The organism is Vibrio sp. S/42/10 (genome assembly GCF_029890535.1).
In the GTDB taxonomy this organism is placed as follows: Bacteria; Pseudomonadota; Gammaproteobacteria; order Enterobacterales; family Vibrionaceae; genus Vibrio; species Vibrio cyclitrophicus.
Map to the genome: position 1 here is coordinate 44,737 of NZ_JAKMZC010000010.1, position 23,537 is coordinate 68,273.

Annotated in this window: 19 protein-coding genes, 4 tRNA genes and 1 other annotated feature; of the genes, 12 read left to right on the top strand and 11 right to left on the bottom strand. The window is 44.8% G+C overall.

What is annotated here, in order from left to right; translation table 11 throughout:
* Window positions 1-328: 328 nt before the first annotated feature.
* The 7 genes from trpA to L8S15_RS12510 all read right to left on the bottom strand — a co-directional run bounded on the left by trpA (window position 329) and on the right by L8S15_RS12510 (window position 7,434).
* Window positions 329-1,135, bottom strand: a complete 807-nt coding sequence (gene trpA / locus L8S15_RS12480; protein WP_280573343.1) for a tryptophan synthase subunit alpha — start codon at window positions 1,133-1,135, stop codon at window positions 329-331.
* Window positions 1,135-2,325, bottom strand: a complete 1,191-nt coding sequence (trpB, locus tag L8S15_RS12485; protein WP_102392579.1) for a tryptophan synthase subunit beta — start codon at window positions 2,323-2,325, stop codon at window positions 1,135-1,137. Before trpB ends, trpA begins: the two co-directional genes overlap by 1 nt.
* Before the next feature lie 131 nt (window positions 2,326-2,456).
* Window positions 2,457-3,908: a bifunctional indole-3-glycerol-phosphate synthase TrpC/phosphoribosylanthranilate isomerase TrpF gene (gene trpCF, locus L8S15_RS12490; RefSeq protein ID WP_280573349.1), complete on the bottom strand. Its 1,452-nt coding sequence runs from the start codon at window positions 3,906-3,908 to the stop codon at window positions 2,457-2,459.
* Window positions 3,909-3,934: 26 nt separating this feature from the next.
* Window positions 3,935-4,930 carry an anthranilate phosphoribosyltransferase gene (gene trpD, locus L8S15_RS12495; protein ID WP_012604340.1) on the bottom strand — a complete coding sequence of 332 codons (996 nt, stop codon included), beginning with the start codon at window positions 4,928-4,930 and terminating at the stop codon, window positions 3,935-3,937.
* Window positions 4,931-4,939: 9 nt separating this feature from the next.
* Window positions 4,940-5,530, bottom strand: coding sequence for an aminodeoxychorismate/anthranilate synthase component II (locus tag L8S15_RS12500; protein ID WP_010438041.1), 591 nt, complete (start codon window positions 5,528-5,530; stop codon window positions 4,940-4,942).
* A 2-nt stretch (window positions 5,531-5,532) separates the two neighbouring features.
* A complete protein-coding gene (locus L8S15_RS12505; protein WP_016768370.1) occupies window positions 5,533-7,122 on the bottom strand; it encodes an anthranilate synthase component 1 in 1,590 nt (529 codons plus the stop codon).
* A gap of 125 nt (window positions 7,123-7,247) precedes the next feature.
* Window positions 7,248-7,362: a sequence feature (Trp leader region), on the bottom strand.
* Window positions 7,309-7,434 (bottom strand): trp operon leader peptide, encoded by a 126-nt coding sequence (locus L8S15_RS12510; protein WP_009848753.1) that lies wholly within the window; start codon window positions 7,432-7,434, stop codon window positions 7,309-7,311. It overlaps the preceding feature by 54 nt.
* Window positions 7,435-7,554: 120 nt before the next feature.
* Here L8S15_RS12510 and L8S15_RS12515 point away from each other — a divergent pair, with 120 nt between their 5' ends.
* The 3 genes from L8S15_RS12515 (at window position 7,555) to rluB (ending at window position 10,295) form a co-directional block, all read left to right on the top strand.
* A complete protein-coding gene (locus tag L8S15_RS12515; protein WP_016768369.1) occupies window positions 7,555-8,424 on the top strand; it encodes a PHP domain-containing protein in 870 nt (289 codons plus the stop codon).
* A 55-nt stretch (window positions 8,425-8,479) separates the two neighbouring features.
* Entirely contained in the window at window positions 8,480-9,100 is a 621-nt protein-coding gene (locus tag L8S15_RS12520; RefSeq protein ID WP_009848751.1) for an L-threonylcarbamoyladenylate synthase, read from the top strand.
* A 160-nt stretch (window positions 9,101-9,260) separates the two neighbouring features.
* Window positions 9,261-10,295: a 23S rRNA pseudouridine(2605) synthase RluB gene (gene rluB, locus L8S15_RS12525; protein WP_016768368.1), complete on the top strand. Its 1,035-nt coding sequence runs from the start codon at window positions 9,261-9,263 to the stop codon at window positions 10,293-10,295.
* Between the two features lie 229 nt (window positions 10,296-10,524).
* On the opposite strand, the gene L8S15_RS12530 is transcribed toward rluB, so the two are convergent.
* The 3 genes from L8S15_RS12530 to yeiP all read right to left on the bottom strand — a co-directional run bounded on the left by L8S15_RS12530 (window position 10,525) and on the right by yeiP (window position 12,063).
* Window positions 10,525-11,007, bottom strand: a complete 483-nt coding sequence (locus L8S15_RS12530; RefSeq protein WP_010438051.1) for an RNA methyltransferase — start codon at window positions 11,005-11,007, stop codon at window positions 10,525-10,527.
* Window positions 11,008-11,153: 146 nt separating this feature from the next.
* A complete protein-coding gene (locus L8S15_RS12535; RefSeq protein ID WP_004741258.1) occupies window positions 11,154-11,483 on the bottom strand; it encodes an HI1450 family dsDNA-mimic protein in 330 nt (109 codons plus the stop codon).
* Between the two features lie 10 nt (window positions 11,484-11,493).
* On the bottom strand, window positions 11,494-12,063 hold the full coding sequence (gene yeiP, locus L8S15_RS12540) for an elongation factor P-like protein YeiP (RefSeq protein ID WP_010438058.1): 570 nt from the start codon (window positions 12,061-12,063) through the stop codon (window positions 11,494-11,496).
* Between the two features lie 137 nt (window positions 12,064-12,200).
* Here yeiP and L8S15_RS12545 point away from each other — a divergent pair, with 137 nt between their 5' ends.
* Entirely contained in the window at window positions 12,201-12,968 is a 768-nt protein-coding gene (locus L8S15_RS12545) for a hypothetical protein (protein WP_016768367.1), read from the top strand.
* A gap of 103 nt (window positions 12,969-13,071) precedes the next feature.
* Here the strand turns inward: L8S15_RS12545 and L8S15_RS12550 are convergent, their stop codons facing one another.
* A complete protein-coding gene (locus L8S15_RS12550) occupies window positions 13,072-15,435 on the bottom strand; it encodes a DNA polymerase II (protein ID WP_016789267.1) in 2,364 nt (787 codons plus the stop codon).
* 426 nt (window positions 15,436-15,861) lie between these two features.
* On the opposite strand from L8S15_RS12550, the gene uvrY reads away from it, so the two are divergent.
* From uvrY to L8S15_RS12590, 8 genes are all read left to right on the top strand, one after another.
* Window positions 15,862-16,506: a UvrY/SirA/GacA family response regulator transcription factor gene (gene uvrY / locus L8S15_RS12555; protein ID WP_010438064.1), complete on the top strand. Its 645-nt coding sequence runs from the start codon at window positions 15,862-15,864 to the stop codon at window positions 16,504-16,506.
* Window positions 16,507-16,521: 15 nt separating this feature from the next.
* Complete coding sequence (gene uvrC, locus L8S15_RS12560; RefSeq protein WP_010438066.1) at window positions 16,522-18,354, top strand: excinuclease ABC subunit UvrC; 1,833 nt, start codon at window positions 16,522-16,524, stop codon at window positions 18,352-18,354.
* 46 nt (window positions 18,355-18,400) lie between these two features.
* Window positions 18,401-18,958 carry a CDP-diacylglycerol--glycerol-3-phosphate 3-phosphatidyltransferase gene (pgsA, locus tag L8S15_RS12565; RefSeq protein ID WP_010438068.1) on the top strand — a complete coding sequence of 186 codons (558 nt, stop codon included), beginning with the start codon at window positions 18,401-18,403 and terminating at the stop codon, window positions 18,956-18,958.
* Window positions 18,959-19,224: 266 nt separating this feature from the next.
* Window positions 19,225-19,298, top strand: a tRNA-Cys gene (locus L8S15_RS12570).
* Between the two features lie 37 nt (window positions 19,299-19,335).
* Window positions 19,336-19,411: transfer RNA gene (locus tag L8S15_RS12575), tRNA-Gly, on the top strand.
* A gap of 80 nt (window positions 19,412-19,491) precedes the next feature.
* A tRNA-Leu gene (locus tag L8S15_RS12580) sits at window positions 19,492-19,578 on the top strand.
* A gap of 36 nt (window positions 19,579-19,614) precedes the next feature.
* Window positions 19,615-19,690: transfer RNA gene (locus tag L8S15_RS12585), tRNA-Gly, on the top strand.
* A gap of 887 nt (window positions 19,691-20,577) precedes the next feature.
* Entirely contained in the window at window positions 20,578-23,529 is a 2,952-nt protein-coding gene (locus tag L8S15_RS12590) for a pyridoxal phosphate-dependent class III aminotransferase (protein ID WP_198591542.1), read from the top strand.
* Window positions 23,530-23,537: the final 8 nt, after the last annotated feature.

The window sequence follows — 23,537 nt, forward strand, 5'->3', positions numbered from 1 at the left end:
AATGTACGATGTACCATTGGCGAATTATTTCGTGAAGAGTTTTACACGTATCCTTTACATTTATCAATATGAGCGGATGTGAAAGTCTATCAAAAAGCAGTAATCAAATGTCACTTGATGATTTTTTGCACTAAGGCAAACGATTGCTTTTTAATTTGCCATTATTTTTTATAAATAATAGTGATGTTTTGGTGAGGTGTTATAGATGTGCTACAGGTTTGTATGAAGTGTTGTTTTTAGCATAAATTTAACAATTTAGAGGGTTTGGACGTGTTCTCGGAGAAAAACTCCCACAGCGCAAATTATCGCACTAGTGGGAGTCTATTTATTATTTTTGCGTCGCAGCTTTCATTGGTGTAACAAATTCAGCTAATGCTTTTAGCATTTCTTCAGGTTGTTCTACGTTACTCTCAATGATTTTCACGACAGCTGAGCCAGAGATGGCACCGGCAGCGCCTGCTTCAATGGCTTCTTTTACTTGCTCTGGTGCCGAGATACCGAAACCAAGCAATGCTGGTGGCGCGTCGAACTTGTTCAAGCGGTCAAGCAGCGCTGTTACTGGCATATTTGCCTTTGTTTCAGCACCCGTTACGCCTGAGCGAGAAAGTAGGTAAGTGTAACCGCCACCTAGCTCAGAAACTGATTGAAGTGTTTCATCGCTTGCTGTTGGTGGGGCAATAAAGATTGGGTGAACACCAAACTTCTTCGCAGCAGCAACAAATTCGCCGCTTTCATTGGTTGGAACATCAGCAATCAATACTGAATCGATACCTGCATTAGCACAACGCTCGTAGAAGTTCTCGATACCACGTGCGTAAACCAAGTTTGCGTACATCAGTAGGCCGATTGGTAGTTCTGGGTATTTAGCGCGAATTTGACCAATAAGATCAAAACATACATCTGGCGTTACTTTAGAATCTAAAGCACGAATGTTTGCGCCTTGGATTGTTGGGCCATCTGCAAGCGGATCTGAGAATGGGATACCAAGCTCAAGTGCGTCAGCACCCGCTTCAACTAGCGTTTCCATGATCTTAAGAGACTGCTCTGGGGTAGGATCGCCAACCGTTACGAATGGTACGAATGCGCCCTGATTCTTTTCAGCTAAGCGAGTGAAGAGTGATTGATAGCGATCCATTATAATGCTCCTTTCTCTTTAAGAATGTCGTGTACAGAGAAAATATCTTTGTCACCACGACCAGATAGATTAACCACTAATAGCTGTTCTTTCTCAGGGTCTTCGTGAGCCATTTTGACAGCGTGAGCTACAGCATGAGATGACTCTAGCGCTGCGATAATACCTTCTTTACGTGCAATCAATTGGAACGCTTCTAGCGCTTCGTCATCGGTCACGTTGTCGTATTCAGCACGGCCAATGGCATTTAGGTGAGCGTGTTGAGGACCAACTGATGGGAAATCTAGACCCGCAGAAACAGAGTAAGACTCTTCTACTTGGCCATTCTCATCTTGCATCAGTGGCGCTTTCATGCCGAAGAAAATACCGGTTTTACCGTGTTTAAGTGGCGCGCCATGTTGGTCGGTATCAATACCTTTACCAGCAGGCTCTACACCGATTAGGCGAACAGACTCTTCTTCAATAAAATCAGCGAACATGCCGATAGCGTTTGAACCACCGCCAACACAAGCAATAACCGCATCAGGAAGGCGACCTTCACGAGCTAGAATTTGGTTCTTAGTTTCTTCACCGATCATGCGTTGGAAATCACGAACGATGGTTGGGAATGGGTGAGGACCCGCCGCAGTACCCAATAGGTAGTGCGCGTCTTCATAAGTTGCAGACCAGTCACGTAGTGCTTCATTACATGCGTCTTTTAGTGTTGAAGAGCCAGAATGAACAGGGATAACCTCTGCGCCCATTAGCTTCATGCGGAACACGTTCGGGCTTTGACGCTCAACGTCTTTTGCGCCCATGTAAACACGACACTTAAGACCTAATAGAGCACAAGCTAGAGCGGTTGCAACGCCGTGTTGGCCTGCGCCAGTTTCAGCGATGATTTCCTGCTTGCCCATACGTTTTGCTAGCAATGCTTGACCAAGTACTTGGTTTGTCTTGTGAGCACCGCCGTGAAGTAGATCTTCACGCTTTAGGTACAGTTTGGTTTTTGTACCTTTAGTCAGGTTACGCGTTAGCGTTAGTGCCGTTGGACGACCTGCGTACTCTTGCAGAAGCGTCATGAATTCGCTACGGAACTCAGGATCGGCTTGTGCATCGATAAATGCTTGTTCAAGTTGGTCTAGTGCTGGCACTAGGATCTGCGGTACGTATTGACCACCGTATTCACCGAAGTAGGCATCGAGTTTAGCCATTGTGTTATTCCTTCAATTCTATTGGTGTGTATTAACACCAAGTCATTTAATCTTGCTTGAGCTTCGCAAAAGGCAACGCTCACAAATATGTTTTTAGTTTCAGCTTTCTAATTTCTAGCGCCGAGTTTGGACTAGTAATTGCGAATCGCTGCAAAAGCACGCTGCAGCTTGTCTGCGTCTTTTTTACCTGGAGCGGATTCAACGCCAGAGTTGAGGTCTAATCCTAAACAGCCCAACTTAGCCGCTTGGTTAGCATTTTCTGGGTTTAGGCCACCCGCCAACATGATTGCGTTTTGGTTGTTGATTAGGCTCCAATCGAACACTTGGCCTGTGCCACCTGTTTGAGAACCCACTTTAGTATCTAGCAGATGACGAGTCACGTTGCTTTCCAGCAATTCTGGCAGCGAGCTTTTAGCACCGTTTTCATCACCAGAAGCCACACCGTAAGCTTTCCAAATCTCAACGCTTTCAGGTAATGATTGTTTTAGCTCATCGACATATGCTTGAGACTCATCACCGTGCAATTGCACAGCGAACAGGCCTAGCTCAGAAACCGTTTTCGCAACGTCAGTAACGCTATGATTTTGGAACACGCCCACGTAGTTCAAAGGTGCGCCGCTCATGGTTAAACGAGCTGCTTCGATATCAACATGACGCTTAGACGCTTCAACGAAAATCAAACCACCGAATACTGCACCCGCTTGATACGCTTTCGCCGCGTCATCTGAATGCGTTAGACCGCACACCTTGTTTTCACCCAGTGTTACTTTACGAACCGCTAATTCTAGGTTCTTTTCAGCCATTAGAGAGCTGCCGATTAGGAAGCCGTCTGCAAATGTTGAAAGGTCACGAACTTGTTGATGTGTGTAGATGCCAGACTCTGAAATCACGACTGCGTTTGGAGCCAGTTCGCGAATCAGCGGAGCCAAATCTTTAGTACGGTTCAGATCCGTCGAAAGGTCACGTAGGTTACGGTTATTAATGCCGATCACCTTAGCGTTTAGAGCCACAGCACGGTGAAGTTCTTCTTCGTTACTGACTTCAGTAAGCACACCCATGTTGAGTGAGTGAGCGACTTCAGCCAGCGCTTTGTACTCTTCGTCATCTAATACCGAAAGCATTAGCAAAATTGCGTCAGCTGAGTAGTGACGAGCTAAGTAGACTTGGTAGGTATCAACCATGAAGTCTTTACACAGGATAGGTTGCTTAGCAATGCTACGAACCTTAGGTAAAAACTCGAAGTCACCTTGGAAGTATTTCTCGTCTGTCAGCACTGAAATTGCGTTTGCGTGGTTGTTGTAAACCGATGCAATGTAGTCCAAATCAAACTCGTCACGGATTAAACCTTTTGACGGTGATGCCTTCTTACATTCAGTGATGAAAGCAGTTTGCTCGCCGCTCAGAGCGTCATAAAAGCTGCGGTCTGTTGCAGTTAGTGACGCTTTAAACTCGTCCAATGGTTGAGTCTGCTTACGCGCTTCAACCCATAGGTATTTATCACGAACGATTTTTGCTAATACTTCCGCCATTTCAGCTTCTTTGACTGAAACGTGGGTCGACAATTTATCGGTAGTCTGTGTCATGTTCTTTGTCTCAACTCCGTCGTTCATTAGGCGTGTGCAGCAAGCTTTTGTACAAGCTCGTATGCTTTGCCAGAGTTCATTGCGTCAATCGCTTGCTGTGCATTAGCTTTTAGATCTTCGTGACCAAATAGGCGCATCAGCAGAGCAACGTTCACGGCTACTGCGCCAACTTGAGCTTCAGTGCCTTTACCCGTCAGGATATCGGTTGTGATGGCTTTGTTCTCTTCTGGCTCGCCGCCCTTGATAGCTTCAAGAGGGTGAGTGTTTAAACCAAAATCTGCCGGTGTCACTGTGTATTCGTGAATTGCACCATCTTTGATTTCAGCAACGATGGTTTCGCCGTGAATCGCTACTTCATCAAGTCCGCTACCGTGAACAACCGCCGCGCGCTTCATGCCCATTTGCAGCATGGTTTCCGCGATAGGGCGTACAAGCTCTTTGCTGTAAACACCCATTAGCTCGATGTTAGGGCGAGCAGGGTTAATCAGTGGGCCAAGGATGTTGAAGATAGTACGTGTTTTCATGGTTTGGCGAACAGGCATCGCGTGACGCACGCCACCGTGGTATTGCGGAGCAAATAGGAATGCGACGCCAAGTTCATCGACAGCCGTACGCGTGTCTTCCGCAGTCATTGCTAGGTTGATGCCAAACGAATCCAGTAGGTCAGAAGAGCCTGATTTGCTCGATACACTGCGGTTACCGTGCTTCGCGACTTTTAGGCCACAAGCGGCTGCAACGAATGCTGAAGTCGTCGAAATGTTAATGGTGTTATGACCGTCGCCACCTGTACCTACGATGTCTGCAAAATCGTAATCAGGGCGTGGGAACGGGTTTGCATTGGCAAGCAGTGCTTTCGCCGCGCCAGCAATTTCGTCTGGCGTCTCGCCTTTGATTTTAAGTGCAGTCAGTGCAGAAGCCATCAGGATTGGGTCTAGTTCGCCCTTGATGATGACATCAAATAATTGTTGGCTTTCTTCTTGAGTAAGAGACTGCTGTTCGTAAAGTTTATTAATCTGTTCCATGATCGTTTCCTATATCGTCTTTTTCTCAAGAGCCCATTCGATAGCGTTCGCAAGAAGCGTTGCACCGTAAGTTGTCATAATTGATTCAGGGTGGAATTGGAATCCACACACCTTGTCTTGTTCTTGAACCACAGACATGACCAAATCATCGACTTCAGCTGTCACCGTTAGGCTATCAGATACATGCGTTGCTACTAAAGAGTGGTAGCGAGCGATAGCCAGTGGCGAAGGTAAGCCTTGGTAAGTCGCATGGTTTTGGTGTTCCATCATCGACACCTTACCATGAATTATTTCGCCAGCGCCTGCAACGGTGCCGCCGTAGGCTTCAACAATCGCTTGGTGGCCTAAGCAAATGCCAATCATTGGCACTTTGCCTTTTAGCAGCTGAATCAGCTCAGGCATGCAGCCCGCATCAGCCGGAGCGCCAGGGCCTGGTGAAAGCAGTGCAACAGGGTTGTCTAGTTCGTTGATCGCCGCTTCAACTACTTTTGCAGGAATGTTGTTACGGTAAATTTTCACACTGTGACCTAATGAACGAAACTGGTCTACAAGGTTGTAAGTGAACGAGTCGAAGTTATCGATGAATACAATATCAGCCATGATTACGACTCCTTCTTACTTGTTAGGTTTTTAGTATGAGCTGCTTGAATCGCAGATATGACCGCTTGAGCTTTGCCGCGAGTTTCGTCAGCTTCTGCTTGTGGGTCAGAGTCGAACACCACGCCCGCGCCTGCTTGTACTTGTGCCATGCCATCTTCAACGTAAGCAGAGCGAATTACGATACAAGTATCTAAAGTACCTTCGCCGGTTAGGTAACCGACTGCACCGCCGTAGCTACCACGGCGCGTTTTTTCTACGTCACGAATAAGCTGCATTGCACGGATTTTTGGTGCGCCCGTTAGCGTACCCATGTTCATACAAGCTTGGTAAGCGTGTAGGGCATCTAAATCTTCACGTAGCTGACCTACAACACGAGAAACCAAGTGCATCACATGGCTGTAGCGGTCTACTTTTAGCAAGTCTGCTACGTGGCGAGTGCCTGCTTCAGCAATACGAGCCACATCGTTACGCGCTAGGTCTACTAGCATCATGTGTTCTGCGTTTTCTTTCTTGTCGGTGCGCAGTTCAAGCTCAATACGGCTGTCTAGATCGAAATCGATTTGGCCATTCGGGCGCTTACCGCGGCGACGAGTACCGGCAATTGGGTAAATCTCGATTTGATTAGTTTCTGTTTCGTATTTCAGAGCACTTTCAGGAGAAGCACCAAACAGAGTAAACAGCTCGTCTTGCATGTAGAACATGTAAGGGCTTGGGTTACTTTGCTTGAGTTCTTTGTAAGCAGCCAGTGGAGCAGGGCAAGGCAGTGTGAAGCGGCGTGAAGGTACCACTTGGAATACGTCACCTTTTACTACGTATTCTTTTAAGTCACGAACCGTTTGGCAGAAGTCTTTATCTGAAACGCTTGGTACCGCTTCAACGTTGTTGAGCGGTGTTACTTCTGTGATGGCTTTCAGTGATTGACACTGAGTTTGAATGTCGGCTAAGCGCTCAGTTAGCCGTACTTTGATGCTGTCATCTTGAGCGAACAAGCTCGCATGAAGTAGGCCTTCGTTCTCTTGATGGTCGAAACGCAATAGTGTTTCAGCTACGTAGAAGACAAAGTCAGGACAATTGTTGGTTGCTTCAGCATCACCTAGCGGTTCAAAGTTCGCCACGATGTCATAAGCGAATAAGCCCGCCATGAATAGTGCGTGTTTGTTATCTGCGTCTTGCTCAAAGCTGTGCTGCACTAAACGTAGAGCATCGAATGAAGAGGCTTCTCTTAAACGTGAGTCTTCATCTACTTCGTTGCTTGGCTCGATAAAAGTCAGCGTCAAAACGTTATCAGTCAGGTCAGATTTAATTTCTGCTTTCACATTTTGAGTTAGGTGTTCGATAAGCGCTTGACCGTTTTCAGTCAATGCTTGAAAGGTTACTTCATGTCCGCGACATACGATGCGAACAGCAGAGTCGATAAGGAGTAGGCTTGTCAGGTTCTGTTTAGATTCAATCTCAGCAGATTCCAACAACAGACTGTCTGTTTTGTTTTCACACAAAGTATGAAAAACGCTGGTTGGATCTTGCGAGTAAGGAACGGAAGAATTGATGACCTCAATGGTTCCCAGCTTTTTGATTTCAATGGCCTTGTTCACAAGACCTCCTTTATGATTCTTTAAATTTCCTGTCGTACATAGTCGCATAAAGATACTGTTCACCCAATCTAGAATATGGTCAATTCGTTGATTTGTTAGTCAGTTGAATGTGAGATGTTCGACAAATTAAAAAGCCCGCTATGAAAGCGGGCTTAGTGATAACTTTTTTATAAACAAACTGTTTAACTAGAAGTACACGTTAGCCCACCAAGAACTTGTCCAAGTGCGCCACCAATTAAGCTCTGAACTTGCTTCTACTGAAGAAAGTTCTAAAACTTTATCTTTATGGTTTTGGTTAAATTCTTGTAACATAGTGAACCTATCAAATGTGATACTTCGTATTTGCGTACTAGTTAACTAGTTTTGTGCTTGCAGGTCAAGTGCGTTGACACAAATATAACGATAAAAATTGAAAACAATGAAAAAGAATATATGAGAATTGATCTACATAGTCATACAACAGCCTCAGATGGCCGACTTACTCCACCTGAACTGATTGACCGAGCGCTAGGCTTTAACATCGAAGCGTTAGCGATTACAGATCATGATACGACTGATGGGCTTGCAGAAGCACGCAGCTATATTGCTGATAACAATCTTCCTATTCAGTTGATTAACGGCATCGAGATCTCAACCGTTTGGCAAAACAAAGATATCCATATTGTTGGGTTAAACGTCGATCCTGAATCACCAGAATTGAAAGCGTTAATTGAACAACAGAAGCAACACCGTGTCGGACGTGCAGAGATGATTGCTCAGCGCCTTGAGAAAGCGACCCGAGAAGGGGTTCTCGATGAGGTTAAGTTGATTGCTGGTGATGCGCCGATTACTCGCGCTCACTTTGCTAAGTGGCTAGTTGATAACGGTTATGCGAAAACCATGCAGCAGGTGTTTAAAAAGTTTCTAACTCGCAATAACCCAGGCTACGTGCCGCCAACTTGGTGCTCTATGAGCGATGCTGTCACGGCAATTCATGCAGCCGGCGGACAGGCTGTATTAGCACACCCTGCGCGATATGGCCTTACAGCAAAGTGGGTTAAGCGTTTGTTAGCCGCATTTGTTGAAGCAAAAGGTGACGCTATGGAAGTAGCTCAACCTCAACAAGCACAACAAGAAAGACGCACACTTGCGGATTATGCTATACAATACAAACTATTAGCCTCCCAAGGCAGCGACTTCCATTATCCATCCCCGTGGATGGAACTTGGACGTAATCTCTGGCTACCTTCTGGGGTCGAAGAAGTATGGAAAGATTGGGAGTTTCAAACGGTTCCACCATCTGATACCGATGACAGTATTTAGGTGAACCAGCTCCTTCTGATGATAGAGTCGAGAGATTCGATAACGAGGATCAACAATGAGCCAGTTTTTTTATGTACATCCAGATAACCCACAAGCACGCTTAATTACCCAAGCGGTTGCGATTATTCGCAATGGCGGTGTGGTGGTTTATCCAACAGATTCCGGCTATGCGCTGGGCTGTCAGCTTGAAAATAAACAAGCACTTGAACGTATCTGTAAGATCCGTCGAATCGATGACAAACACAATTTCACGTTGTTATGCCGTGATCTTTCTGAATTGTCTCTGTACGCACGAGTAGATAACGTCGCATTCCGCCTGCTTAAGGCGCATACGCCCGGTGCTTACACGTTTATTTTTAAAGCAACCAAAGAAGTGCCAAAGCGTCTGATGAACGCCAAGCGTAAAACGATTGGGATTCGTGTCCCAGACAACAAGATTGCACTCGACTTGTTGGAAGCGATGGGCGAGCCATTGATGTCGACGTCACTGATTCTTCCGGGGAACGAGACAACTGAATCGGACCCTGAAGAAATTCGTGACAGCCTAGAGCATGCGGTTGATGTCATTTTGAATGGCGGTTACTTAGGTGAGCAACCAACCACAGTTATTGACTTCAGCGACGATGACGCCGTTGTTTTACGTCGTGGTGCCGGCGATCCAGCACCGTTTGAATAATAGCGTTACTGATTAACAGTCTGTAACGAAACAGCAAACTTGCTTGAGTAAATAACAAGTGCTTTTTGGCAGGTTATTTGCGATAATACGCGACCGCGATTTGGTCGCGAAAAAATTCATTCGACGTCTGTGAAGACGACAATTAGGTAGAAAAGAGTAAATGAGCGAAAAATTACAGAAGGTTTTAGCGCGAGCTGGTCACGGTTCTCGTCGTGAACTAGAAGGTTTAATCAAATCTGGTCGTGTAAGTGTTAACGGTCAAGTTGCGAAACTGGGCGAGCGTCTTGAAGACGAGAACTCAGTGATTCGTATCGATGGTCACACTATTACTGGTAAAGCTTCTGAAGAAGTAGTTTGTCGCGTGCTGGCTTACTACAAGCCAGAAGGTGAGCTGTGTACTCGTCACGATCCTGAAGGTCGCCGTACTGTTTTCGATCGTCTACCTAAGATCCGTGGTTCTCGTTGGATTTCAGTTGGTCGTCTTGATGCAAACACATCGGGTCTTTTGCTTTTCACTACTGATGGTGAACTTGCAAACCGCCTAATGCACCCAAGCCGTCAGGTTGAACGTGAATACCTAGTACGTGTATTTGGTGAAGTGAACGAGCAGAAGGTTAAGAACCTTGTGCGCGGCGTTGAACTAGAAGATGGCATGGCTCGTTTCGAAGATGTTGTTTACGCTGGTGGTGAAGGTATGAACCATACTTTCTACGTAGCGATTAACGAAGGTCGTAACCGCGAGGTTCGTCGTCTTTGGGAATCACAAGAAACGACAGTAAGCCGTCTAAAACGTGTACGTTACGGTGATATCTACCTTGATAAGAAACTGCCTCGCGGCGGTTGGAAAGAGCTAGACCTTGAAGAAGTTAACTACCTACGTCAGTTGGTTGAGCTAAATCCAGAGAAAGAAACATTGTTGGATCTTGATCCTTCAAATACTTCTCGTAAGCGTGAGCGTTCTCGTAGCCAAAAAATTCGTCGTGCTGTTAAGCGTCACGAAGAGCGTGCAAATGCACCAAAAGGCCGTAGTAACCAGACTAAGCGTAAGAAGCCTGCAACTCGCGGTACTACAACTCCAGAATCAGGTCGTAGCACTCCAACAGCAAGCAAAGGCAAGCCTCAGACTAACAAGAGCAAGCCTAAATTGAACAATGGACGTCCGGCTAAACCAGCTAAGCCAAGAACACGTCAGTAATTACGCAAGTAGTTACTTCAGTTTTTAAGCTTAAAGCTTTATTAGTTGAAAATACTGAATACTAAAAAACCTGCTCATTGAGCAGGTTTTTTTACGTCTAGAAGAAATAAAAGATGCGGGATGCGAGTAATCGAGTAGAGAAAAGCGCAGAAGTAATCGACAGCAATTGTGCTTTGCGCCTTGCGCTTTTCTTGCGTGAAGCTACAAATCTCTTCGTATCTCGTTCTATTTACTTGTGATTCGAGAAGTTATCGCCTTTCGCCAATCGGTCGTAGAGCACAACATTCACAGAGGCCGCTAGATTCATGCAGCCGTTAGTTGGAACGTAAATCGTGTCACGACAGAAATCGGTGATCTCTTTCTTTAGCGTGCCGTCTTCTGGACCAAAAATGTAAAACGCGCGTGGTGGGTGCTTGTAATCAGGCAGAGGCTTAGCACCTTCAATCAGATCAACAGCAACAGGCACGCAGCCTACTGGAATAATATCTTTTAGCTCTTCAACACCAATTAAAGGCAACGCTAGGTGCTTTTCTTTGGTATCTGTGTGGAATTTTCGCGCATGGTCGTAACGTGTGCCGGTGTAAAACACAGAGTTGGCGCCGTAGCAGCCAGCCGCTCGCATAACTGAGCCTACGTTTTCAGGTGTCTTTGGGTTAACTAGGCCAATGCAGGCGTAGCCTTTTGATTGTGTGTCTGTTTTTGCTTTGGTCATAATCAGTGAATCTAAAGTTGATGATGAAAGTGAGTAATCACGATGGGGATAGCGTGATAAAAATAGCCGAGCAATCGGCTCGGCTAACTTTTAACTCGCTTACATGAATACTTGTTTACTCATGCAGATGAGCGTCGACAGTGGTATTAGTCGCGTTTCCACAGCATGTGACAGAACTTATGTTCTGGGTCACGGCTGATTAGCATGCGAGCAAATACATCGTCTAGAACGTCATCAGCTTCATTCACAAGACCAATGCGCACTTCAGCGTAGATTTCTTTGTCGACTTCAAAGCCAACATGTTCAACCCAATCATCGCCAGTTTCAACAAGTTCTGCAGCGCCACGATCTTCAAACTGCGCTGTGAATAGAATCACGTCTGCAGGTTCAAGATTGTCAGGTGCCATCTCTAGAAAGATGTCATATGCAGTATCAATTGCATCGTCGTAAGACATAAGGTCGTTAGCTTCGGTCATAATAAGTATCTTAGCTTGCGCGGTTCATGTATTTACGTTCAGCGGTGTTCACTACAACTTTGTCGCCAGTCGCGATGTATTCAGGAACTTGAACAGTAAGGCCGGTAGATAAACGAGCTGGTTTAGTACGAGCTGAAGCAGACGCGCCTTTGATTGAAGGGTCAGTTTCTTCGATCACTAGTTCAACTGAAGAAGGAAGCTCAAGAGTAGCTGCGTTACCATCGATAAGAATAGCGTACATACCTTGCGTTTCTTCATTGATGAACAGCAGTTCGTCTTCGATCATTTCACCGTTGAAGATGAATTGTGTGTAATCTTCGTTATCCATGAAGATGTACTCGTTGCCATCAACGTAAGAGAACATCACTGCACGCTTAGTCACGTCGATAGTTTCAACGATTTCGTCAGCCTTGTGACGAACTTCTGTTTTAACGCCAGTTGCTACATCGTGACCTCGGAAGCGGTAAATCTTTTGACCACCACGGCCACCTGGTGTTGTTACTTCGATATCTTTTACGAGTATTGTTTTACCATCAACATTGATCGCAAAACCTTTTTTAATCTCACTTGCTCTAGGCATTTTGTGTTTGTCCTTATTGGGTCTATCCGGTGATTATATCTCGTAGACGCTATAAATAGGAATAGCTTGAATCATAAAGTCACCTAAGCGATCATAGAGAGACAGTTAAATCATTATTTTATTTACCGAAACGACCTATGCAGCTACCTGTTATTGACCCAACACAGCCTTTTCAACCTGAATTCCAACCTGTGGTTAACGATCTGATTACCTTTCTAAAAGGTGGGTTAGGTTCTAATCTACACAGTGTCTATATTTATGGCAGTGTAGCGCGTAAGCAAGCCGTCGTCGGTCGGTCGAACCTTGATGTTGTTGTGGTTACTCATCGTCCTTTCCCAGACCAACGAACCACGTTGTTAAACACCATTAAGTGGCGTTTTCAAAAGAGCTTCCCTCAGGTCACACAAGTGGCGATCAAAACCACCTTGGTGAGCGAGATCGTTGATTTCGACAACATATTCACATGGGGCTTTATGCTGAAACATTTAGCTGTGTGCGTGCATGGTGAAGACTTATCGGATTGTTATGGTGATTTTGAAACAAGTTGGGAAATCGCTAAGCACTGGAATATGGATGCGGAAAACTGGTTAGCGGTGTATCGCAATAAGATCGCCCGAGCAACAACGCCAGAACAACAAGTGGCCGCGCAAGTGGTCATTGCTAAAAAGCTACTGCGAGCGAGTTATTCTTTGGTGATGTATCGTGACAAATATTGGTTCGATGACCCAATAGAGTGTGGTCAACAGTTCTTGAAGTATCACCCAGATAAAGACGTCGAAATCCACAGGTTAGGCATTTTACTTTCTGGTAAACCGATTCCTAAACGTTCGGTAATAGGGATTCTTGATGGTTTTGGGGAATGGCTGGTTAAGCAATATCAAAAAACTGAGTTTCGTATCGGATAGAGATTAGTAACCTCCCAATGAATACTAAAAAGCAGAGTGGGCTGAGTAACACAGCACTTCTCTGCTTTTTTGCTTCAATGACCACTTTGGAAGAGGATTCAATCTAGAACAGACCTAGCTGCTGCCCGCTAACTCTTTCAAAATCCAGTCCTATAAACGGCAAAATTGCTTCTGCAACCGGTTTGATTTGTTTGTCGATATAGTGCTGATAATCGATGCCACTTTTTAAATACTCTTTGGGCTCAGGACCACTCATAGTAATCAAATACTCAATACGTCCTTTGTTTTGGTATTGAAGAGGGCGACCAAGCTGAGCATTGATCTCGTCTGCTAATCTTGCTGCGCGAACCTGTGGTGGAATGTTCTTTTGGTATTCGTGTAATTTGCGGCGTAAGCGCTTTTGGTACACCAGTAAATCATCGTGTTTACCAGCAGAGGTTTCATCGACAAATTGTCTGATATAGTCCGTTGGGTCTTGATCGTTAAATACCATTTCATACAAAGTTTGTTGGAATTGCTGCGCGAGAGGTGTCCAATCGGTTCGCGCACTTTCAAGCCCTTTAAAGATGATCTTCTCTTGGTCGCCTTGATTGATCAAGCCTGCATAACGTTTCTTCGACCCTGTCTCAGAGCCTCTAATGGTCGGCATAAGAAACTTGCGATAGTGAGTCTCGTATTCTAATTCGAGTATAGAAGTCAGGTTGTAGGTTTCTTTTAAGTGATTCGTCCACCAATCGTTGATGTAAGCCGCTAATTCATGGCCAATCTCGTCGGCTTGCTGTTGGTCATAACTGCCATTCAGAGACACGAAGGTTGAATCGGTGTCACCGTAGATAACTTGATAGCCTTTGTCTTCAATCAGAACTTTGGTTTGTTTCATGATTTCATGACCACGCATGGTAATGGATGACGCCAGGCGAGTATCGAAGAAGCGACAACCTGAAGACCCCAACACTCCATAAAATGAATTCATGATGATCTTAATCGCTTGAGAAAATGCTTTTTCGTTGTTCTTCTTAGCCACATCACGTGCTGCCCATAGGTTCTCAATCATTTCTGGCAGAAAGTGTTTAGAACGGTGGAACTGACCACCTCTAAAACCTTCGACCGCTTGGTTTTCTCCTGGGCCTAGTTCCAGCTTTAACCCTTCAATCAGCCCCATAGGGTCAATCAAGAAAGAGCGGATGATTGATGGATACAGGCTTTTAAAGTCGAGAACTAAAACTGAGTCGTACAGGTTGGGAATCGAATCCATCACATAACCGCCGGGACTCGCAATCCAGTTCTCCGGCTCTAAGTTAGGCGCGACATACCCCGCTCTGTGTATCTGAGGCATGTACAAATTGGTAAATGCTGCCACTGAGCCACCAACACGATCCAGCTCTACACCGGTTAATCGAGAACGCTCAATCGCGAAGTCGAGTAGGTGAGTGTGTTCAAAGATGCGGTTTACGAGCACACAGTCTTGAAGGTTGTACTTGGCGAGTGAAGGTTTATCGAATTTAAACATCCGATTGATCTCATCCATGCGATCGTGAACGTTATGGATGTCTTTGCCTTCACCAAGTAGCTCTTGGGATACAGATTCAAGAGACCAAGAGCGAAAGTGATAGGTTGCCGTTTTTAGCATATCGATGCCATCTAGGACAACGCGCCCGGGAATGGTAATAAAGCCTTGCTGGTTTTGTGCAGAACTGCGAAAGAAGCTTGGTTGGTTGTCTCTACCAATAGTGAGTTTTACCTCATTCCATTCAGCTCGTTTGTGCAGAAGCCTAAAATCGAAGTCGATGACATTCCAACCAATGATGATGTCAGGATCAAACTCCGAGAACCAAGCTATCATCGCTTCAAGCAGCACTTTTTCGTTGACAACCCATTGGATGTTGGTGTCTGCTTCTTGTGGTTCGCCGACCATGATGACTCGGCTGTCCATCGGGCTGTCTAAGCCAATGGAATAAAGCACGCCTTTTTCTGAGCATTCAATATCAAGTGACACTACTGACAAGTTAGGTAAGTAATCGCCTGATCTACACTTTGCATTAGAAACTCTACGATGTTTGTTCTTTTGGATGGCAGCCCCAGTAAACTCGATACTTCCTTTGATAAAGCGTTCCATCAAATATCGGTCAGCCAATCGAACATCACTTTCAAAAGTCTGGATTTCGTCGTTGTGAAAGGCTTGCGCTAAACCGAAGCTACTTCTCGACAAAGAGGTATAACACGCGGCCAGAGGCGTTTGCTCAAAAGTGGCCAATTCTAATAGTTTAAATTGGCAGTCAATAGCTTCTTTAGTCGCAATCGCCTGACATGCTTGCACGTCAGATTGAGCGACAAAGAACACAGGTTTTTCATTTTGAATCGTCAGCAAAGTAGGGCCTTGGGGAGTACTTAGCCATAAATCGATTTGAGTACGCCCTGAAAAGTCTCTTGCTTGTCTTGTGAGTACGAATCCTTGCTGAATATCCAATGTAGTAACCTATTGAAATGGGGAGTCGAATACTACCATTTAGCTATCCTTTACGCACAATAGACGGCAGAAATAGTCACTAAATTCTAGTTAATCGTTGTAAATAACGGGACTCTATAAGCAAATAACCGAAATTGTCGCGAATGGTGATTTAATGTTATTGAAAATATCTTTGTCTTGTGTAATTTTATTGGGTGTTGTCTTAACTAGTTGATTTTAACCAAAAGCTTATTGTTTTAGTTGGCTTATTTATAAATAAGTACTTGCTAAAGTTCGTGTTTCAGCACATATTCAACAGAGCTTTTTTTTACTAATTAAGTTAAGATGTACTTGATGCTGCGATCCACTGTTCCTTTGTTTAATTGTTTCAAACAGATGAAACGACACAGTGGTTGCAGAGCCAATTAATAGTGTGGAGATACAAGTTTGATAAATGTTTTCCTTGTAGATGATCACGAGCTGGTTCGCACAGGGATACGACGTATTATTGAAGACGTCCGTGGAATGAACGTAGCAGGGGAAGCTGAAAGCGGTGAAGATGCTGCAAAATGGTGTCGTACTAACAATACTGACGTTATTTTGATGGATATGAATATGCCTGGTATTGGTGGCTTAGAAGCAACCAAGAAGATCTTGCGTTTCAACCCTGATATTAAAATCATCGTTTTAACTGTTCATACGGAAAATCCGTTTCCAACTAAAGTGATGCAAGCTGGAGCTGCAGGTTACCTTACTAAAGGTGCAGGTCCGGATGAAATGGTAAATGCTATTCGAATGGTCAACAGTGGCCAACGATACATTTCACCAGAAATTGCGCAGCAGATGGCTTTGAGCCAATTCTCGCCTGCGTCTGAAAATCCATTCGCAGACTTATCTGAACGTGAACTTCAAATCATGATGATGATTACCAAAGGTCAGAAAGTGACGGATATTTCGGAACAACTCAATCTAAGTCCTAAAACAGTTAACAGCTACCGCTACCGTTTGTTCAGCAAACTGGATATCAGTGGTGATGTAGAGTTGACGCATTTAGCGATTAGACATGGAATGTTAGACACTGAGACCCTTTAACACTGAGATCGTATAGTGACCAACTTGTTTGACTCAGTCTCATTCCTTAAGACAGTAACAGAGCAGCCTGGCGTTTATCGAATGTATAACGCCGAGGCTGTCGTTATTTACGTCGGTAAAGCTAAGAACCTCAAAAAACGCCTTTCCAGCTATTTCCGTAAAAAAGTAGACAGTGAAAAAACACGTGCTCTAGTCAGTAATATCGACAAAATCGATGTCACTGTGACTCATACGGAAACAGAAGCTCTTATTCTTGAGCACAACTACATCAAGCAGTATTTACCGAAATACAACGTACTTCTGCGTGATGATAAGTCGTACCCTTATATTTTTATTAGTGGCCATAAGCATCCTCGTTTGTCGATGCATCGCGGTGCTAAGAAGAAAAAAGGTGAATACTTTGGTCCTTATCCTGATTCTGGCGCTGTGCGTGAGACGTTACACTTAATACAAAAAATTTTTCCTGCTCGCCAGTGTGAAGATACGGTTTATGCCAACAGAACGCGCCCGTGTTTGATGTATCAAATTGGCCGCTGTGCTGCGCCATGTGTCAGTTCAATTATCTCTGATGAAGAATACAGCGAGCTTATCGACTACGTTCGTCTATTCCTTCAGGGGAAAGACAAGCTCGTCCTTGAAACGCTTATCGACAAAATGGACAAGGCTAGCCAAGAGCTTCGCTTTGAGCAAGCGGCCGCTTTCCGCGACCAAATCCAAGCGATTAGACGGGTGCAAGAGCAACAGTACGTATCTGATGATTCAATGGAAGATATGGACGTGTTGGGCTTTGCTCAAGAGAATGGCGTGGCTTGTATTCATATCTTGATGATCCGTCAAGGTAAGGTATTAGGCAGTAGAAGCCATTTTCCTAAAATTCCCAACAATACGGTGCGAGAAGAAGTTTTTTCGAGCTTTTTAAGTCAATATTATCTCGCACATAACGAAGCGAGAACCATACCAACTCGCCTCATTCTCAACGCCGATTTGATGGAAGATGTCACACCGATTCAAGAAGCTTTGTGTGAAGTTGCGGGTCGGAAGATCCACTTCAATACCAATCCTTTAGGGACTCGAGGTCGTTACCTTAAATTGTCGAATACCAATGCTTTAACGGCAATTACCACCAAGATTAATCATAAGATGACCATCAACCAACGCTTCAAAGAGCTTCAAGAAGTGTTGTCGATGGATGCTATCAAGCGCATGGAATGTTTTGATATCAGTCATACTATGGGTGAAAGTACGATAGCTTCTTGTGTAGTGTTCAATCAGGAAGGCCCCGTTAAACCGGAATACCGCCGCTACAATATTACTGGTATTACTGGAGGCGATGACTACGCCGCGATGGCTCAGGCACTTGAAAAGCGCTATTCAAAGCAACTTGATGTCGACAAGATCCCAGATATCATCTTCATTGATGGTGGTAAGGGCCAACTGAATCGTGCTCATGAGATTATTTCTCAATATTGGGACGATTGGCCGTTTCGACCAAGAATGATGGGTATAGCGAAAGGGGTAACACGTAAACCTGGTTTGGAAACCTTAGTGACCCTTGAAGGTGAAGAGTTCAATTTACCAAGTGATGCGCCAGCACTACACCTTATCCAACATATTCGTGATGAAAGCCATAATCATGCGATTGCAGGGCATAGAGCGAAACGTGGTAAAACGCGAAGAACGAGTGCTTTGGAAGGAATTGAAGGTGTGGGGCCTAAACGTCGTCAAGCTTTGCTGAAATATATGGGTGGCTTACAAGAACTTAAGCGTGCAACTGTCGAAGAAATAGCCAAAGTACCGGGCATTAGTCATTCTTTGGCAGAAAACATTTATCAAGCATTGAAACAATAGTAAAAATCCCGCACCATTAAAGCGCAATTAATAAGAGCCCAATAATATGCGTTTGAATATACCTAACATTTTGTCCTTACTGAGACTATTTTTGATCCCAGTATTCGTTGTCGTTTTTTACCTACCTTATCAATGGGCTCCTTTTGCTGCAGCGATGGTTTTTTGGGTAGCGGGTTTTACAGATTGGCTAGATGGCATGCTAGCTCGTAAACTTGGACAAACTTCTCGTTTCGGCGCATTCATTGATCCTGTAGCCGACAAAGTACTGGTTGCTACGGCTCTTATCTTGATTACTGAGCATTTCCACTCGATTTGGATAACTATTCCAGCAGTGACTATGATAGCTCGTGAAATTATCATTTCGGCACTTCGTGAATGGATGGCTGAAATCGGTAAACGCGCAAGTGTTGCGGTATCTTGGGTTGGAAAAGTAAAAACCGTTTCTCAAATGTTCGCCCTTTGGGTGCTTATCTGGCGCTATGATGATTGGATGGTATGGGTGGGTTACATTGCACTTTATGTGGCAACTGTTCTTACTTACTGGTCAATGGCACAATACTTGATGGCTGCCAAAGACGATTTGTTGGATGAAAAACACCATTGATGAAGAAGCGAGCTGAGGCTCGCTTTTTTGATCTTTAACCTAAGTTTAAGTGATCAATAGTGGATATCTAATGTGATATAGATCTCCTTTGAAGAGCCTGTTCACAGCGTGCTTTGCACATAAAGTCAGCTATTTAGGCTGTTTCGTATGAAATCTATTCAAACGAATTAAAAATACAAAAATAATATTGACTCAATCGTCTGAATCCGTAGAATGCATCCCGTACCCAAGAGGATGGCAATAAGCGATTCGGTTGGAGTTACTAAGGCGCCTTGGCAGAGTGGCTATGCAGCGGATTGCAAATCCGTGGACCTCGGTTCGACTCCGGGAGGCGCCTCCATTCTCTCTTTCTTACTAGAAAGAACATGAATGAAAATGCGATACTAGCTCAGTTGGTAGAGCGCAACCTTGCCAAGGTTGAGGTCATCGGTTCGAACCCGATGTATCGCTCCAAAATTTGTAATGTTGATTGGCGTCAGCATTAAGATGGTGTTTTACTTTTCAGTAATCGGCATCGCAATAAAGAATTGCGTGCCCTGGTGGTGGAATTGGTAGACACAAGGGATTTAAAATCCCTCGGCGTTCGCGCTGTGCCGGTTCAAGTCCGGCCCGGGGCACCATCTATTAAAGTCTACGTCTTAACGGATGTAGCAAATGCGATACTAGCTCAGTTGGTAGAGCGCAACCTTGCCAAGGTTGAGGTCATCGGTTCGAACCCGATGTATCGCTCCAAATTAAAAAGCCCGAACAGAAATGTTCGGGCTTTTTGGTTTCTGGCGTTTAGCTTTACGTTTAAGAACTCTTGTTGTTCGAACTCAAAATTCATACCTATTTCTAACTCTACTTCAAAATTTCGCAATCAAGTTTGTTTAGACAAGTTAGTTTTAAAAAGCGAGATTCTCTATGAACTCGTTTCTCGCTCTAGGGAGTGACGCCCAGACCTCAAAGCCTCTCTAGCAGCTTTAAAGTCACCGTACTAGCATTTGTATATTCTCGTCATCCTCCTCGGGCATGAGGAACCAATGAATCGGGAATCTCTTTCTTAAACGATAGTGTTGACGATATTTACATCAATTCCTCAATCACCGTTGTTATTTATCAAGCTATTATTAAAAACTATTGATCGTTCATTTCACTTTATGTTACTTTCCCGCGCAATCTCGGAATGACCGATGTTCAAAAAGAGCAGCGATCGCTTCTGGGGGATACGCGTAATGACCATTCTTGCTGATTGGGACATTACGTAGGGTAGGTATTGGCTAGTCCTTTAGCTGATAGACGGGATACTTATGGCGCAATTCGTCATGTTAATGGGAAACCCAACATTGAACTCATTTAAAACTACATTGCTAATCAGCTCTGCATTTCCAAAGGGACCAGCTCCTCATAGCTGCCCGATCCTGCAAAAATGCCCAATTCTTCAAAACAGTAGTATTACTGAACCTTGAGCTCGCGCTAACCAATTTTTGCTGTCCTAAGACGGCCTAATTTCGTATTTGTCATTTGACTTATGCGAGCGTACAGCTATATCTCATTTCTAGACAATACGCGTGTTTCACTATGAATTCTCTCTAAATCAATAGAGGGACAGAGTGTAATTGCGTCTGATGGAGGTGAGTATGAACACATTCAAGGGGACTTTTATGACTACAGCCTTTGAAGTCGATATCAACAGTATCGCAAACTCATTTTCAACTATGGTTCCTATCTTAGAAGGAACGCACGATCTAACACCCGACGCTATTTTGCTTGAGCAAGAACAGCATGAATCGGATGTTCGCTCTTACCCAAGACGCTTGCCAATTGCAATTAAAAGAGCATGTGGCGTTTTAGTTGAAGATACTCGTGGCCAACTATTTCTCGATTGCTTAGCCGGTGCAGGTACACTTTCTTTGGGTTACAACCACCCTGAAATTAACCAAGCACTTAAAGACCAACTTGACTCAGGTTTGCCATACCAGACTCTTGATATCACGACTCAAGCGAAAGAGACGTTTATCAAGCGAGTTAAAGCTTTTCTTCCTCAAGACTTTTCAGATAACTCGGTTCTTCAATTCTGTGGTCCATCAGGCGCTGATGCTGTAGAAGCGGCTATCAAGCTAGCGAAGCAAACCACAGGTCGTAACACCATGTTTGCTTTCCGTGGTGCTTACCATGGCATGACAAACGGCACCATGGGCATGATGGGCAACCTCGGCACTAAAGAGCGTCGTAGCGGCTTGATGTCTGATGTGCACTTTATGCCTTTCCCATACAACCTGCGCTGTCCGTTTGGTATTGGTGGTGAAGCAGGTGCTAACGCGAGCATTCGTTACATCGAACGTATGTTGAATGATGATGAATCCGGCATCATGAAACCAGCTGCGATGATCGTTGAGCCTGTACAAGGTGAGGGCGGTGTGATCCCTGCTCCAGCATCTTGGTTACAAGGTCTACGTCGTATCTGTGATGAACACGGCATCTTACTGATCTTTGATGAAATTCAGTGTGGTGTGGGTAAAACGGGTCATCGCTTTGCGTTTGAAGAGTCAGGTATTAATCCTGATATCTTATGTTTGTCTAAAGCGATTGGCGGCGGACTGCCGATGTCGTTGCTTGTATTCGATAAGAGTATCGATACTTGGAAAGCTGGTGAACACACCGGCACATTCCGTGGAAATCAGTTAGCAATGGTGTCTGGCGCTAAGGCGTTGGAAATCATCGAGCGAGATGGTTTAGTTGAGCACGCAAACATCGCAGGCCAATACTTACGTCATGGGCTTGAGAAGATTCAATCGCGTGTGAACTGTATTGCTGAAGTTCGTGGTAAAGGCCTGATGCTTGGCGCTGAGATCAAGCAACCAAACGGCGAACTCAACAAATTTGGCGAGCCGCAATCAGACGGCCAATTAACCCTAGCTATTCAACGAGCAGCATTAGAGCGCGGCTTGATGGTTGAAAAGGGTGGTCGTGATGGTTCGGTAATTCGTTTCCTTCCACCTATGATTATCTCTTTTGAGCAGATCGACTTTGCATTGCGCGTCATGGAAGAAGCGATCATCGCAGCGGGTGGTGGTTTACGACAAGACCAAACACAAAGCGAAGAATCAAATCAGGAATGGAACAAGCATTTCATCCAGACGGGTTTAGGCGGTAGCGACGAATTTGCTAGCGTGATGAACCAAACTACTCAAGCGATGAAAGCCGTTTTTGAACAGGTTGAAAGCCCTTATTCGGGTTTAGATCCAAAAGTGCTAGAAGCCGCCATCAATGCTGTCGATCTCGATAACAACCAATACGCTTTGGTTGATGTTGTAGATAGCACTGCAGACCTTGTCGCTGCAAACTCTATCTTTGTGCAACACCCAGACTGTATTGCACACCTTCACACTCCACCTCTTATGGCTTCGGTAGCCGCTGAATCGATTATCGCGGCGTTGAATCAATCGATGGATTCATGGGACCAAGCATCGGCTGCGACTTATGTTGAGCAGCGCGTCGTGGATTGGATGTGTGACAAATACCAACTTGGTGCACAAGCTGACGGTGTTTTCACCAGCGGCGGTACGCAAAGTAACTTAATGGGCTTGTTGCTAGCAAGAGACTGGGTTGCCGATAAGCACGACGGTCACTCGATTCAAAAGTTGGGGTTACCTGAGTACGCGAGCAAACTGCGTATCCTATGTTCAAAGAAAACTCACTTCACGGTTCAAAAATCCGCATCATTAATGGGATTAGGCGAAGCTGCAGTGTGCTGTGTCGATACCAATGCAAACGGCACCATCAAAGCTGACTTGCTAGATGCAGAAGTGAAAGCACTTAAAGCACAAGGTCTGATTCCTTTTGCTGTGGTTGGCACGGCGGGCACAACCGATCATGGTGCGATTGATGACCTGGAAGCGATAGCTGATATCGCTAACCAACAAGATCTTTGGTTCCATGTCGACAGTGCTTATGGTGGCGCGCTTATCTTAAGTAGTCATAAAGCTCGTCTAAAAGGCATCGAAAAAGCGGACTCTGTCAGCGTTGATTTCCACAAGTTGTTCTTCCAAACAATCAGCTGTGGTGCGGTGCTGCTCAAAGACAAAGCGAACTTTAAGTACTTACTGCATCACGCAGATTACTTGAATCGTGAGCACGATGAGCTGCCGAATCTGGTCGATAAATCCATTGCTACCACCAAGCGTTTCGATGCACTGAAAGTTTTCATGACGATGCAAAGCGTTGGGCCAAAGCAATTGGGCGATATGTACGACCATCTCTTAGAGCAGACGCTTCAAGTTGCCGATCTGATTCAGAAGCATGACGATTTTGAGTTACTTGCTGAGCCGTCACTGTCTACTGTGCTGTTCCGCTCGGTGCCTAGCAATGAGCAATCGGCAAACGGCGTTCTTGATTTAGACAAACTGAATCAGACGTTAAGACTGGAGGCGCTGACTCGTGGCGTTGCCGTTCTTGGCGAAACGGTCGTCGATGGTAAAAGCGCGCTGAAATTTACTATCTTGAACCCGTGCTTAAAAACATCAGATTTCAAATCTCTAATTAACAAAATTCAGACTCTAGCCACTGAGCTAGCAGAACAACAAGGGTAATTAATACT